Raw genomic sequence first — 14067 nt, 5'->3', positions numbered from 1 at the left:
GCGATTGATGGCTAGGCTCAATGACTTGCGCGAAGCATACCGGCATGCGATGCCGGAGGCGGAACGCGTGCGGCGAAAGAGGATGGCATGGCGACGAGCGAAGCCTTCGAGATCATCGACGGCGACTACGGGCGCGGTCTCCTCCTGCTGGGCGACCACGCCACCGCCCTTCTGCCTGCCGATTATGGCGATCTCGGCCTGCCGGCCGCGGCCTTTGCCCGCCATATCGCCTATGACATCGGCGTCGAGCCTCTGTTGAGGGCGCTCGCCGCCCGCCTCAACGTGCCGGCTGTCATGAGCCGTTTCTCCCGGCTGTTGATCGACCCGAACCGGGGCGAGGACGATCCGACGCTGATCATGCGCATCTCCGACGGCGCGGTCATCCCCGCCAACCACCCCATGAGCGCCGAGGAGCGCGAGCGGCGGCTGTCCCGCTTCCACCGCCCCTATCACCAGGCCGTCAGTGAGACCATTGCTCGCGTGGCGGAGCGCTCGGGCAGAGCCCCCCTGCTCCTCTCGCTCCACTCCTTCACACCGCACTGGAAGGGCGTGCCGCGCCCCTGGGAGGTGACCGTGCTCTGGGACGGCGACGACCGGGCCATGCGCCCGCTGCTCCAGGCGCTCTCCGCCGATGCCACGCTGACGGTGGCCGACAACGAGCCCTATGACGGGGCACTGCGCGGCGACACGCTGTTTCGCCATGGCATGGTGGCGGGCCTGGCACATGCGCTGATCGAGGTGCGCCAGGACCAGATCGGCGACGAGGCCGGCGCCATCGCCTGGGCGGACCGTCTGGCGCCGATCTTCGAAAGCCTGAACGGCCTTCCCGAACTGCACCGCGTCGAGCGGCACCCCTCCCGCACCGGCCCCTATGACGATTGAGCCGGCAGCGCGACGAAAGGACAGACCATGACCGACCTCACCGACGACCAGAAGCGCGATCTCGAAGCCGCTGCCTTCCGCCGCCTGCTCTCCCATCTCGCAACGCGCAGCGATGTGCAGAACATCGACCTGATGAACCTCGCCGGCTTCTGCCGCAATTGCCTGTCGAACTGGATGCGGGAGGCAGCGGAGGAAGCCGGCCTGCCGCTGAGCAAGGACGAATCGCGCGAGCTCGTCTATGGCATGCCCTACGAAGCCTGGCGGGCGCAGCATCAGCGGGAGGCGACGCCCGAGCAGCAGGCCGCCTTCGAGACCAACCGCCCGCACGAATAGGCCGATCCCTTCGCCGGCGGACTCACGCGCGGCCATCGCTTTCGCGCATCGGCCGCCGGCATCGTCGCTTTGCCCCTTGACCTCGCCGACGCTTCGCGGCAGGTGACGCGCACCCCATCGATCCCCGAAAAAGGAGCCCCCTATGTCAGATGCCCACGGCGTCGCACGCGACCAGCTTCGCTCGTTCATCGAACGCATCGAGCGCCTGGAAGAGGAGAAGAAGACCATCGCCGACGACATCAAGGATGTCTATGGTGAGGCGAAATCGACGGGCTTCGACACGAAGATCCTGAAGAAAGTCATCCAGATCCGCAAGCAGGACAAGGACGAGCGCATGGAACAGGAAGCCATCCTCGACACCTACCTCGCCGCGCTCGGCATGATCGATTTGCCCGAGGAGGAGTGATCGCTCCGACTGCCATGAAAAAAGCCCGGCTTCGACCGGGCTTTTTTGTGTCTGATGACCGAGGTTTGGCTGCCCTCAGCCGCCATTGCTGAAGCGCTTGACTTCCATGAAGTTGACGGCGGTGCCGGAGAAGCGGGCGGTATCGACCGTGGCGGGAGCGCTGGAGAAGCCGGCGGAGTAAACCGTGGTCGGCGAAGCGCGGAGCGCAGGGCTGACGAAGCGCGGCGCCTTGACCGGACGCGAGAGCTGCGCCATGCGGCCGGTGGTCAGCGCCCATTCGGCGATGATCTTCTGCGTCAGCTTCGGCGCGGTGCGCTTGGAAACACGCTGCGCGGCTTCGGCCTGCTGCTTCTTCGGCCGTCCCGCCTTCGGCGCTTCCGGCGGCATGTCGAAGGCGCTGCGGAAGATGTCGCGTTTGCCTTCCATCGGATCCGGCGCATAGGCAGCCATCTCGACAGGGTCCTGGCTGGGCGATGCCAGCGCCACCTTGGCCCGCGCCTCGTTGGACGGATTGGCCGGCGGCACAACGCTGGCCAGCGCACGGGTTTGGGCCGGCGTCAGAGCAGCGACGTCACGTTCGGCTTGCGCGGCCGGCGCAGGCTGCGAAGCGAGCGGGGTGGTGGCGGTCTTCACCTCTTCCGCGGGGCGCGGCGCGAAGACGGGCGTTGCCTTGGCGGCGGCCAGCGGCTCGCTGCCGGCATCCGCCATGGCGACGACGGCCGGAGCGGAGACCGCGGGGCTCGTGCCCTCTTCCGGCTGAGCAACCTCGGCAGCCGCGACGGCGGCCAGGGCCTCGGCACCGGCCGGACGCAGCGCCGGAACGGGAACGAAGGCCAGCGCCTCGCCTTCCTCGGCGGCTTCCGCGGCATCGGCAAGCGCCGCACCGGCCTGCAGCTCGGTGACGCGGGCCTGCGGCACCGGCACCTTCATACGGGCAAGATCGGCAAATTCTTCCTGGGCGGCAGCCTGTGGCGTCGCGGCGGCCAGCGCATCCTGCGCGGCATTGCGGGGCGGCGCGACGAGCGCGGTCTGCACGCCGCTCTCAGCCGGCAGATCCTGGAAGGCGGGGCGGACCAGGGGCACGGGCGCCTTGACGGTTTCTTCCGCAGCGGCAACGGCGGTCTCGCGCACCGGGGTTTCATCGGCGCCTTCGACACCGGCGAGCACCGGCGTATTGGCGGGCGGCGGCGTTGCCTTGCCGCGCTGTGCCGTGGCGGGCGCTTCGGAATCGTCGCTGTCGGAACCGCCGCCACTGGCGATGGCCGATGCATCCTCATCCTCGTCGCCACCGCCGAAGAGCATGGCCATGAGGGTCTTGCCGGGCCGCTTGGTAGCCTTGTCGCCGGGGCCGGAATAGCCGCCGCCGGCAACCTGGATCGCATCGGCGCCGACGCGGCGCTTGTAATCGGCCACGGCCTGCTCATAGCCAGGAAGCGGCGATCCATCGGAGGGCAGATGCATGGTCTTGCCATCCGGGAACAGCCGGACGAGTTCGCTGCGGCTCATGCGCGGCCAAGCACGCACGCCGCCGACATCCATGTGCACGAAGGGCGAGCCGGAGGTGGGATAATAGCCGACGCCGCCGACCTGGAACTTCATCCCGATCTCGCGCAGCGTCTTCAGCTTCACGTCCGGCAGGTAGAAGTCCATCGCCTTGCCGAGCATGTGCTGGCTCTTCTTGGCGACACCCTTGGTGCGCGAACGCAGCATGCCGTTGGTGGCGGGAGACCGATAGCCGGAGACGACATGGATATAATCGCGCGAACCGGACTTCTGGTAGACTTCCCAGATCAGGTCGAGAAGGCGGGGATCCATCTTCGTCGGCTCATTGCGGCGCCAGTCGCGCAGCATCATGTTGACCTGCTGCAGACCCTTGGGGTCATAGCGGCCATTGCGCTTGAAGGTGATCTGCGCCTTTTCCTGGGTGTGAATGAAATAGATCTTCAGCGTTCGGGTCTGGCCGGCGGCCTCGACCGGCGGAGCCATGCCCGGCGTGACCATGGACGCGGCGATGACGATAGCGGTCAGCACACGGGGAAGCTTGCCCCAGATGCTGGAAAGAGTTTTGCGCAGGCCGGCATCGCGGCGCGTTTTCATTCCCGAAAAGACTTGCAAACTCTATTCCCCATGCGAAGGACATCGCGTCCTCTGGCTGTCCAATGTCTGTCAATTGCGGTGACAGCATGACATTTATGCCACAGTCCTCACCAATCCTTATAATATAGTGAACGCATCCCTAACAAGGTCTAAACGCGACGGAACATTCGGGAGGCGCCCCGGCATGGGGCCATGCCGGGTTGGGAGCTGCATGGGGAGTGCTGCTTAGGCTGCTTCGGAAAAGGGGTCGTCCGGGTTGATGCCGTAGTCCTTCAGCTTGCGGTAGAGCGTCGAGCGGCCGATGCCGAGCTTGCGCGCCACCTGGCTCATCTGGCCGCGGTAGAACTTGAGGGCGAAACGGATCAGTTCCTCTTCCACCTCGGCAAGCTTGCGGACATTGCCGCCGGAGTCGACGCTCGCGATCGCCCCATCCGCCGGGGATCGGGCGACGGCGCCGCGCGAGGCTGCGACGGCAGGCTGTGTTGCGGGCGCAGCGACGGCACCAACCTCCTCGCGGGCTGGCGCATCGACCAGCATGGCCGGCCGCGGCGCGGGATGGCCGACCTCCGGGTGAAGATTGGCGAGCTGGGGGAAGTCGGCGAGCGTCAGTTCGTCATGATCGGCGAGCACCACCGCCCGAAAGATCGCGCTTTCGAGCTCTCGGATGTTACCCGGCCAGTCATAGGCGGTCAGCAGCGCCATGGCGCCGGCATCGACCGTCATCGGCGAGCCGCGGCGCTGCTCGGCGGAGAAGCGGTGCACGAAGCTGCGCACCAGGAGCGGAATATCCTCCTTGCGCCGGCGCAGGGCCGGAATGGCAATCGGGAAGACGTTGAGCCGATAATAGAGATCCTCCCGGAACCGGCCTTCCCGCACCTCGCCGATCAGGTCCTTGTTGGTGGCCGAGATCAGCCTCACATCGACCTTCAGCGGGGCGCGCGCGCCGACCGTCTCGATCTCACCCTGCTGCACCGCGCGCAGCAGTTTCACCTGGGCGGAAAGCGGCAGGTCGCCGATCTCGTCGAGGAACAGCGTGCCGCCATCGGCTTCGCTGAACTTGCCGACATGGCGCTCGGTGGCGCCGGTGAAGGCGCCCTTCTCATGGCCGAACAGGATGCTTTCGACGAGGTTCGGCGGGATCGCGCCGCAATTGACGGTGATGAAGGGCTTACCGGCCCGGTCGCTGCCACCCTGGATGGCGCGCGCGACCATTTCCTTGCCGACGCCCGATTCGCCTTCCAGCACGACAGGGATGGTGGACTGTGCAGCGCGGTGGGCGAGATCGAGCACGCGAATCATCGCACCGCTGGCCGACACAACATCGTCGAACCGCACCGGCTCGCCGCGCACGCGACGGGCGCTGACCGTCCGCTCGGCGCGCGGGTTCTGCTTCAACGCATTGCCGAGCGCCACCGCGAGCCGCTCAGGCGAAACGGGCTTGATCACGAAATCGAAGGCACCGGCCTGCATGGCAAGAACGACCGTCTCGATCCCACCCTGGCCGGTCTGCACGATGATCGGCACCGAGATGCCCCGCTCGCGGACGGCGGCGAGCACGGCATGGCCATCCATCTCCGGCATCATCAGATCGAGCAGCACGACGTCGATGTGCTTCTGGCGCGCGATCAGCGTCTCCAGCCCGACGCGGCCGTTTTCCGCGGCGATCGCCTGATGGCCCAGCCGCTCCACCGCATGGATCAGAAGCCGGCGCTGAACCGGATCATCATCGATCACGAGAATCTGGGATGGCATAGGATCGCTCCTCTTCATAGACTGCGAATCCCGGCAGAGGCACCGGCTTCACGTCCATTCCTGGCACAAAGGGTTAAAGAGGCTCTTTGGCGAAAGGCTTGCATTTTAACGACCGCCGACGTTACGGTCTGCGCCCGCCAAAGCGGCAGGCACGGCGCGCCGATCCGATGGCACGCGCCCGGTTTTGCCTGTCCCGGCCCGTTCATCGACCGGAGTTTTCGCCTTGACCCATCCTTCTGCCACACCGTCTTCGCCGCGCCGCCCGGCCTTTGCTGCCACAGCCGAGGCAGCGGCGCATTCGTCGCTCGGCGACCTGCCGGAATGGCGCCTCGAAGATCTCTATCCGGCGCCCGACTCGCCGGCGTTCAAGCAGGACCTCGCCAAGGCGGAAGCCGATTGCCTGGCCTTCGAGGCGCGTTGGAAGGGCAAGCTTGCCGAAGCCGCGACGAAGACCGGCAAGGAAGGGCTCGGCGCAGCGGTTGCGGCCTATGAGGCGCTTGAGGATCTCATGGGCCGGATCGGCTCCTATGCGGGTCTGACATATTTCTCCGATACGACGAAGCCCGCCAACGGCAAGTTCTACGGCGATGTCCAATCCAAGCTGACCGATCTTTCGAGCCACCTGCTCTTCTTCGCGCTGGAGCTGAACCGGATCGAGGACGAGGTTGTCGAGCGCGCGCTCGTCGCCGATGATCTCGCGATCCATTACAAACCGTGGATCCTCGACCTGCGCAAGGACAAGCCCTACCAGCTCGACGACCGGCTGGAGCAGCTGTTCCTCGAGAAATCCATGACCGGCGCCGGGGCCTTCAATCGGCTCTTCGACGAGACCATGGCGTCGCTGCGCTTTACCATCGATGGCGAGGAGGTACCGCTGGAAGTGGCCCTGAGCCAGCTGCAGGAACCGGATCCGGAAACGCGCCGCAAGGCGGCGGAAGCCCTGTCAGCCACCTTCAAGGCCCATATCCGCACCTTTACGCTGATCACCAACACGCTTGCCAAGGACAAGGAAATCTCCGACCGCTGGCGCGGCTTCACTGATATTGCCGACAGCCGGCATCTGGCGAACCGGGTGGAGCGCGAGGTGGTCGATGCGCTGGCCGCGGCCGTCAAGGCCGCCTATCCGCGCCTGTCGCACCGCTATTATGCGATGAAGGCGAAGTGGCTCGGCATGGAGCAGCTCAACTTCTGGGACCGCAATGCACCGCTGCCGGAAACGACCAACCGCGCCATCCCCTGGGACGAGGCAAAGAGCACGGTGCTCGAGGCCTATCGCGGCTTCGATCCGGAGATGGCGGCGATTGCCGGCCGCTTCTTCGATGGCGGCTGGATCGATGCGCCGGTGCGGCCCGGCAAGGCGCCGGGCGCCTTCGCCCACCCGACCGTGCCGTCGGCGCACCCTTACGTGCTCGTCAACTATATGGGCAAGCCGCGGGACGTGATGACGCTGGCCCACGAGCTCGGCCATGGGGTGCATCAGGTTCTGGCCGGGGCACAGGGCGCGCTGATGGCCTCGACGCCGCTGACGCTCGCCGAAACCGCTTCGGTCTTCGGCGAGATGTTGACCTTCCGGGCGCTGCTCTCGCGGACGACCGACCGGCGCGAGCGCAAGGCCATGCTCGCCCAGAAGGTCGAGGACATGATCAACACGGTCGTGCGCCAGATCGCCTTCTATGATTTCGAGCGGAGGCTACACACGGCGCGCAAGGACGGCGAGCTCACCGCCGACGACATCGGCGCGCTCTGGCTTGCCGTGCAGACCGAAAGCCTCGGCTCGGCCGTCAAGATCTCGGAAGGCTACGAGACCTATTGGAGTTATATCCCCCACTTCATCCATTCGCCCTTCTACGTCTATGCCTATGCCTTCGGCGATTGCCTGGTGAACTCGCTCTATGCCGTCTACGAGAAAGCCGAGCCGGGGTTCCAGCAGAAATATTTCGCGCTTCTGAAGGCGGGTGGCTCGCAGCATCACAGCACGCTGCTTGCTCCCTTCGGCCTGGATGCGACCGACCCCGCCTTCTGGGACAAGGGCCTGTCGATGATCGAGGGGCTGATCGACGAGCTGGAGGCGCTCGACGGCGCTTAAGTTTAGCCTGTCGCGACATAAAGCAGTCCGCGTCGGAGACAGGCGGGCGAAGTCATCGTAGAAGGGGCAGTTCTTGCATGCTGCCAGACCGGATCCGATGACCGAAACGCCCTTCATTCTCCTTCGCGACGACAAGACCGGGACGCAAAGCCTGTTTGCCGAGCCGGACCGGCTGATCGTTGCGCGCAAGCGGGCCGACATCCGGCCGGCACTGGAGGCGCTGGAGAGGGAACGCCGGGCCGGCCGCTGGCTGGCCGGCTTCCTTGCCTATGAAGCCGGCTATGTCTTCGAGCCCAAGCTCGAAGGCCTGATCGAGGATGATCGCGAGACGCCGCTTCTCTGTTTCGGAGTGTTCGACGGTCCGGCGCCGGAGGATCATCCGATGGCCGTACCGCGGCGGCGCACCGACAACGCGCCGCTCCTCAGCGAGCCGCGCGCCGCCTGGGACCTTGCCGCCTATCGCCAGCGCTTCGAGCGGCTGCACCGGCATCTGCGGGAAGGCGACTGCTACCAGGCCAATCTGACCATGCCGATCAGCGCGCGCTGGACCGGCGATCCGCTCGCCGCCTTCTGGTCGCTGATCGAGCGCCAGCCGGTACATTACGGTGCGCTCGTGGCACTCGATGGGCCGATCCTGCTTTCGCGGTCGCCGGAGCTTTTCTTCCGGCTCGGAGCGGACGGGACGATCGAAACGCATCCGATGAAGGGCACGGCGCCGCGCGGGGCCGACGCGGACGAGGATGCTGCGATCGTCGCCCAGATGCTGGAGGACGAGAAATCCCAGGCGGAGAACCGGATGATCGTCGACCTCCTGCGCAACGATATCTCGCGCATCAGCGCGGTCGGCACGCTGGAGGTGCCTAAGCTCTTCGACATCGAAACCTATCCGACCGTGCACCAGATGGTCAGCCATGTCCGCGCCCGGCTGAACCCGGGCGTGACGGTCGGCGAAATCTTCGCCGCGCTCTTTCCCTGCGGCTCGGTGACCGGTGCGCCGAAGCTGCGGGCCATGGAGATCCTGCACCAGCTCGAAACGGGGCCGCGTGATGCCTATTGCGGCGCGATCGGCCTGATCCGCCCAGATGGCAGCATGCAGTTCAACGTCGCGATCCGCACCCTCTCGCTCTTTGCCGATGGACGGGCTCAATTCCATGTCGGCGGCGGCATCGTCTTCGATTCGACCGCCGAGTCGGAATATGCCGAATGCCTGCTGAAGGCGCGGTTCGCGCTTGGCGAGATGGAGGTGGCGCGATGACGGACTTCACGCTGATAGAGACCATGCGGTTCGAGCCGCATCTCGGCATTCTGCGCCGACGCCTGCATCTGGAGCGGTTGAAGCGCTCGGCCAACCGGCTGGGCTTTATCCTGCCGCCCGAGCTCGGCGGCCGGCTTGACGCCGCGGTGGCCGAGGCGAACGACCGCGAGGAGGCGGATGCACTCCGCGTCCGTCTGGTGCTCACGCGCGACGGGACGCTCGACATCACCACTACGCCCTTCACGCCCCAGCGCCCCGGTACGGTCTGGCATGTGCGGATTGCCAAGACCCGGCTTGCCTCGCGCGATCCGCTGCTGCGCTATAAGACCAGCCGGCGCGCGTCTTACGAGGCGGCGCGGGCGGAATATGCCGGCACCGAAGCCGACGAGGTGCTGCTGCTCAACGAAACGGGCGACCCTTGCGAGGGCACGATCACCTCGCTCTTCCTCGACGACGGCTCCGGCATCCTCAAGACGCCGCCGATTTCGGCCGGGCTGCTCGCCGGCGTGCTCCGCACCGAGCTCATCTGCGCCCGCAAGGCCCGCGTTACCCGCCTGAGCCTTGCCGATCTCGAAATCGGGACGCTCTTCATGGGCAATTCGCTGCGCGGACTGATTGCCGCCCGTTTGATCGCGTCCGACGATCCCCCTCTGCGCAGAACAACCGACCGGGCCGGCTCTTTATTGTGACGGAGATTTGTGCTTAGGAACCCGGACCCAAGCCCTTGAGGGGGCAGCGGACCCGCCGTTGCGCCGTCTTTGCAAGCGCAACGCTCAAGCTTTTACGGCCGCCGGTACGCGGCCGGCCATCCGAGACGGCCATATCCAGGAGAGTCACATTATGGCGGATACCACCTATCCGGTTCACGGCGAAATCACCGGCCCGATTGTCATGATCGGCTTCGGCTCGATCGGCCGGGGAACGCTGCCGCTGATCGAGCGGCACTTCACGTTCGACAAGAACCGGATGGTCGTCATCGACCCGCGCGAAGACGCGGCCGACATGGAGATCCTCGAGCGCCACGGCATCCGCCACATCAAGGCGCATGTGACCCGCGAGAACTACAAGGAGCTGTTGAAGCCGCTGCTGACCGAAGGCAAGGGCCAGGGCTTCTGCGTCAACCTCTCGGTCGACACCGGCTCGCTCGACATCATGAAGCTCTGCCGCAAGCTCGATGTGCTCTACATCGACACCGTCGTCGAGCCCTGGCTCGGCTTCTATTTCGACAAGAACATGAAGAACTCCGAGCGCACCAACTATGCGCTGCGCGAGACCGTGCGCCATGAGAAGAAGAAGAACCCCGGCGGCGCCACGGCCGTCTCCACCTGCGGCGCCAATCCGGGCATGGTGTCCTGGTTCGTCAAGCAGGCGCTCGTCAACCTCGCCAATGATCTCGGCCTCAATTTCGACGAGCCGGACCAGCACGACCGCGAAGGCTGGGCGAAGCTGATGAAGAAGGTCGGCGTCAAGGGCATCCACATCGCCGAGCGTGATACGCAGCGCACCAAGAATCCGAAGCCGCTCGACGTCTTCTGGAACACCTGGTCGGTCGAAGGTTTCATTTCCGAAGGGCTGCAGCCGGCCGAGCTTGGCTGGGGCACCCATGAAGAATGGATGCCGAAGAACGCCAAGAAGCACAAGAAGGGCTGCCAGGCGGCCATCTATCTCGAGCAGCCGGGCGCCAATACCCGCGTGCGCACCTGGTGCCCGACCCCCGGCCCGCAATATGGCTTCCTCGTCACTCACAATGAGTCGATCTCGATCGCCGACTATTTCACCGTCCGCGACAAGGACGGCGACGTGACCTTCCGCCCGACCTGCCACTACGCCTATCATCCTGCCAATGACGCCGTGCTGTCGCTGCATGAAATGTTCGGCAATGGCGGCAAGCCGCAGTCGGTGTTCCACGTCCTCGACGAGAACGAGCTCGTGGACGGCGTCGACGAACTCGGCGTCCTGCTCTACGGCCATGACAAGAACGCCTATTGGTACGGCTCGCGCCTGTCGCTGGAAGAAACCCGCCGCATCGCGCCCTACCAGAACGCCACCGGCCTGCAGGTGACCTCGGCCGTGCTCGCGGGCATGGTCTGGGCACTGGAGAACCCGAAGGCCGGCATCGTCGAGGCCGATGAGATCGACTACAAGCGCTGCCTCGAAGTGCAGCTGCCCTATCTCGGCCCGGTCGAAGGTCATTACACCGACTGGACCCCGCTCGACGGTCGCCCAGGCCTGTTCCCGGAAGATATCGACGAGAGCGATCCCTGGCAGTTCCGCAATATCCTCGTGCGCTGATCCGCGCGATTTTGCTTTCCTTCGACGCCCGGAATGAAAGTTCCGGGCGTCTTTGCGTTGCAGATGCGCCGCGTGCACGGGCAAACGAAACCGATCCGCCCCTTCGCCCGTTTCATTCCAGCCCGCCGGCCTTGCATTCAAGGGTCGATCGCGGCATGGTTTTTGCCGAGCCGGACCCGGCTATCGATACGGAGAATTGCGATGAAGCCCATCACCACCCTGACCGTGTTGGCTCTGGCCGCGGCCCTTGCTGCCTGCCAGTCCGCGCCGCGCGAGGTGGCCATGGTCCAGCCAAGTCCGGTGGCACCCGCCGGCGTCGATGGCAGCTGGGTCGATCCGAACGGCATTGTCTCTACGTTTGCCGGCGGCAGCTTCTCCACTCGCACGACCGATACCAACCAGCTTCTCGCCTCCGGCACCTATGTCAGCGTGACGCCACGCCTGGTGGAAATCAACATGACTTCGATGGTCCGCAAGACCCAGCAGAAGGTCAACTGCGCCGTCGCCTCGCCGTCGCAGCTGAACTGCACCACGGACACCGGCGCCCAGTTCTCCCTGACCCGGCGGATCTAACCGCCCGCCGCGCATCACGATATGCGCGGAGTTACGATTTTCACAGCTTTTGCCTTGCAGTCGTCATCTGACGGTGGAACTCTCTGCTCGCCGGCGGCCGTTGCATGCCCGGATGCCGGACCGCGCGTTCCGACAATGAGGAGATCACCCATGATCCGCAGCCTGAAGACCGGATTGCTGGCCGCATCGCTGATGGCCCTTTCGACCGGTGCCGCCCTCGCCGATTACGAGCTCGACATTCTGCATATCAACGATTTCCACTCCCGAATCGAATCGATCAACAAGACCGATTCGACCTGCTCGGCGGAAGAGGAGAGCAAGAACGCCTGCTTCGGCGGTGCCGCGCGCCTGCTGACGGCGATCAATACCACCCGCGGCGCGCTGGACGGCGCGGGGAAGAACACGCTGCTGCTCAATGCCGGCGACAATTTCCAGGGTTCGCTCTTCTACACGACCTATAAGGGCGCGGCGGAAGCCGAAGTGCTGAACGCCATGAAGTTCGACGCGATGACCGTCGGCAATCACGAATTCGACGATAGCGACGACGTGCTCGCCACCTTCCTCGACAAGATCCGCTTTCCCGTCGTCACCGCCAATGTGGTCCCGAGCGCCGCGGCCAAGATCGGCGACCGGATCAAGCCCTATCTCGTGATCGAGAAGGGTGGGCAGAAGATCGGCATCGTCGGCGCGGTGACGAACGACACGCCGGAGATCGCCAATCCGGGCCCGAACATCACGATCGCCGACGATGTTGCCAAGATCACCGAGGCGGTGGCCAAGGTGAAAGCCGAGGGCGTCAACAAGATCATCGCGCTGACCCATGTGGGCTATCCGCGCGACCTTTCCGCCATCGCCAAGATCCCGGATGTCGATGTCGTGGTCGGCGGGCATAGCCACACGCTGCTGTCGAACACGGTGGAAGGTGCCGAAGGCCCCTACCCGACCTGGGTCGACAATCCGGCCGGCTACAAGGTGCCGGTGGTCCAGGCCTTTCAGTACAGCCGCTATCTCGGCGATCTGAAGGTGGTGTTCGACGATGCCGGCGTGGTCAAGGAAGCGAGCGGCGAGCCGATCCTCATCGATTCGAAGTTCCAGCCGGATGCCGCGCTCACCGCCCGCATCAACGAGATGAAGGGGCCGATCGAGGATCTGAAGAAGCAGGTGGTGGGCGAAACAAGCGCCGAGATCGTCGGCGACCGCAAGGTCTGCCGTGCGCGTGAATGCGCCATGGGCAATCTGGTCGCCGATGCCCAGCTCGACCGCGTCAAGGACCAGGGCATCACCATCTCGCTGCAGAACGGCGGCGGGCTGCGCGCGCCGATCGATGCCGGCCCGGTGACCATGGGCGAAGTGCTGACGGTCCTGCCCTTCCAGAACACGGTGGCGACCTTCCAGCTGACGGGTGCCGATCTCCTGACCGCACTGGAGAACGCCGCCAGCCAGATCGACGACGGCGCCGGCCGATTCCTGCAGGTCTCGGGGCTGAAATATTCCTTCGACCGCTCGAAGCCTGTCGGCAGCCGCATCAGCGGCGTCGAAACCAGGGAGGGCGATGGTTTCGTGCCGCTCGATCCGGCCAAGACCTATGGCGTGGTTACGAACAATTACGTTCGCGGCGGCGGCGACGGCTTCAAGATCTTCGCGACCAGTGCCAAGAACGCCTATGATTTCGGGCCGAACCTCGAACAGGTGGTCGCCGCCTATCTCGGCGCGCACAATCCCTATACGCCCTACACGGACGGCCGCATCACCGACCTGACGCCGGCAAGCTATGTGCCGCCGGCCAAGCAGGCCCCGGCCGCCCCGCCAGCCGCCACCACCACCGCCCAGGCCACTCCGCCGGCCGCGGCGCCCGCAACGCCGCCCGCTTCTGCCCCGGTTACACCGGCACCGGCAGCGCCTGCGCCTTCCGCTCCCGCGCCGGCGCCCGCTGATACGACGCCTGCCATCTCCGCCCCTGCGCCGCAGCCCGCCGCGCCGACACCCGCAGCATCGCCGGCGGCCCCCGCCCCCGCAGCACCTACACCGGCACCGGAGGCTGCTGCGCCCGCCGCACCGGCCCCTGCCGCACCAGCGCCGGCAGCCCCTGCCACGCCGGCCCCCGCGCCTGAGCCCGCGGCAGCGCCTGCTCCGGCCGCGCCGGCAGCGACGAGCCATGTCATCGTGCGCGGCGATACGCTGTGGGATCTCGCCAAACAGGCCTATGGCGATGGCGTGGAATGGAGGCGGATCTCCGAGGCAAATGACAATCCGGCGCCGAAGCGCCTGGTGATCGGCGAGACGCTGACCATTCCGGCACGCTGAGGCTGGCTGATCCTGTCGCGCCTGGGACGATTGGTCCCAGGCGATTTGACCGGTCCGGACATTGTTCGGGCCGGCTTTTCTTTTACA

At 65.7% G+C, this 14067-nt stretch carries 11 protein-coding genes; 9 read left to right on the top strand and 2 right to left on the bottom strand.

The window, feature by feature from the left end:
• Window positions 1-87: 87 nt before the first annotated feature.
• The 3 genes from ACLE20_RS07865 (at window position 88) to ACLE20_RS07855 (ending at window position 1621) form a co-directional block, all read left to right on the top strand.
• Complete coding sequence (locus ACLE20_RS07865; RefSeq protein WP_410939716.1) at window positions 88-882, top strand: N-formylglutamate amidohydrolase; 795 nt, start codon at window positions 88-90, stop codon at window positions 880-882.
• 27 nt (window positions 883-909) lie between these two features.
• Window positions 910-1215 (top strand): DUF1244 domain-containing protein, encoded by a 306-nt coding sequence (locus ACLE20_RS07860; RefSeq protein ID WP_410939715.1) that lies wholly within the window; start codon window positions 910-912, stop codon window positions 1213-1215.
• Between the two features lie 142 nt (window positions 1216-1357).
• Window positions 1358-1621: a DUF2312 domain-containing protein gene (locus ACLE20_RS07855; RefSeq protein WP_410939714.1), complete on the top strand. Its 264-nt coding sequence runs from the start codon at window positions 1358-1360 to the stop codon at window positions 1619-1621.
• Between the two features lie 75 nt (window positions 1622-1696).
• On the opposite strand, the gene ACLE20_RS07850 is transcribed toward ACLE20_RS07855, so the two are convergent.
• Both ACLE20_RS07850 and ACLE20_RS07845 read right to left on the bottom strand, forming a co-directional pair.
• Window positions 1697-3718 carry a DUF882 domain-containing protein gene (locus ACLE20_RS07850; protein ID WP_410939713.1) on the bottom strand — a complete coding sequence of 674 codons (2022 nt, stop codon included), beginning with the start codon at window positions 3716-3718 and terminating at the stop codon, window positions 1697-1699.
• A gap of 225 nt (window positions 3719-3943) precedes the next feature.
• Entirely contained in the window at window positions 3944-5470 is a 1527-nt protein-coding gene (locus ACLE20_RS07845) for a sigma-54-dependent transcriptional regulator (protein ID WP_410939712.1), read from the bottom strand.
• A gap of 223 nt (window positions 5471-5693) precedes the next feature.
• Here ACLE20_RS07845 and ACLE20_RS07840 point away from each other — a divergent pair, with 223 nt between their 5' ends.
• The 6 genes from ACLE20_RS07840 to ACLE20_RS07815 all read left to right on the top strand — a co-directional run bounded on the left by ACLE20_RS07840 (window position 5694) and on the right by ACLE20_RS07815 (window position 13980).
• Window positions 5694-7556 (top strand): M3 family oligoendopeptidase, encoded by a 1863-nt coding sequence (locus ACLE20_RS07840; RefSeq protein ID WP_410939711.1) that lies wholly within the window; start codon window positions 5694-5696, stop codon window positions 7554-7556.
• Between the two features lie 97 nt (window positions 7557-7653).
• A complete protein-coding gene (locus ACLE20_RS07835; protein WP_410939897.1) occupies window positions 7654-8811 on the top strand; it encodes an aminodeoxychorismate synthase component I in 1158 nt (385 codons plus the stop codon).
• Complete coding sequence (locus ACLE20_RS07830; protein WP_410939710.1) at window positions 8808-9500, top strand: aminotransferase class IV family protein; 693 nt, start codon at window positions 8808-8810, stop codon at window positions 9498-9500. Before ACLE20_RS07835 ends, ACLE20_RS07830 begins: the two co-directional genes overlap by 4 nt.
• Before the next feature lie 151 nt (window positions 9501-9651).
• Window positions 9652-11103, top strand: a complete 1452-nt coding sequence (locus ACLE20_RS07825; RefSeq protein ID WP_410939709.1) for a homospermidine synthase — start codon at window positions 9652-9654, stop codon at window positions 11101-11103.
• 201 nt (window positions 11104-11304) lie between these two features.
• Window positions 11305-11676: an outer membrane lipoprotein Omp10 gene (gene omp10, locus ACLE20_RS07820; RefSeq protein WP_410939708.1), complete on the top strand. Its 372-nt coding sequence runs from the start codon at window positions 11305-11307 to the stop codon at window positions 11674-11676.
• Between the two features lie 150 nt (window positions 11677-11826).
• Entirely contained in the window at window positions 11827-13980 is a 2154-nt protein-coding gene (locus ACLE20_RS07815) for a 5'-nucleotidase C-terminal domain-containing protein (RefSeq protein ID WP_410939707.1), read from the top strand.
• Window positions 13981-14067: the final 87 nt, after the last annotated feature.

It is taken from the genome of Rhizobium sp. YIM 134829, assembly GCF_046546455.1.
The sequence above is the reverse complement of the archived record's forward strand: the minus strand, read 5'-3'. Positions and strand labels throughout refer to the sequence as shown.

Excerpts from the sequence above, each read along its gene's own strand:
- ACLE20_RS07825 (WP_410939709.1), top strand. The coding sequence starts at position 9,652 with ATGGCGGATACCACCTATCCGGTTCACGGCGAAATCACCGGCCCGATT.
- ACLE20_RS07860 (WP_410939715.1), top strand. The coding sequence starts at position 910 with ATGACCGACCTCACCGACGACCAGAAGCGCGATCTCGAAGCCGCTGCC.
- ACLE20_RS07845 (WP_410939712.1), bottom strand. The coding sequence starts at position 5,470 with ATGCCATCCCAGATTCTCGTGATCGATGATGATCCGGTTCAGCGCCGG.
- ACLE20_RS07865 (WP_410939716.1), top strand. The coding sequence starts at position 88 with ATGGCGACGAGCGAAGCCTTCGAGATCATCGACGGCGACTACGGGCGC.
- ACLE20_RS07830 (WP_410939710.1), top strand. The coding sequence starts at position 8,808 with ATGACGGACTTCACGCTGATAGAGACCATGCGGTTCGAGCCGCATCTC.
- ACLE20_RS07855 (WP_410939714.1), top strand. The coding sequence starts at position 1,358 with ATGTCAGATGCCCACGGCGTCGCACGCGACCAGCTTCGCTCGTTCATC.
- ACLE20_RS07835 (WP_410939897.1), top strand. The coding sequence starts at position 7,654 with ATGACCGAAACGCCCTTCATTCTCCTTCGCGACGACAAGACCGGGACG.
- omp10 (WP_410939708.1), top strand. The coding sequence starts at position 11,305 with ATGAAGCCCATCACCACCCTGACCGTGTTGGCTCTGGCCGCGGCCCTT.
- ACLE20_RS07815 (WP_410939707.1), top strand. The coding sequence starts at position 11,827 with ATGATCCGCAGCCTGAAGACCGGATTGCTGGCCGCATCGCTGATGGCC.
- ACLE20_RS07850 (WP_410939713.1), bottom strand. The coding sequence starts at position 3,718 with ATGAAAACGCGCCGCGATGCCGGCCTGCGCAAAACTCTTTCCAGCATC.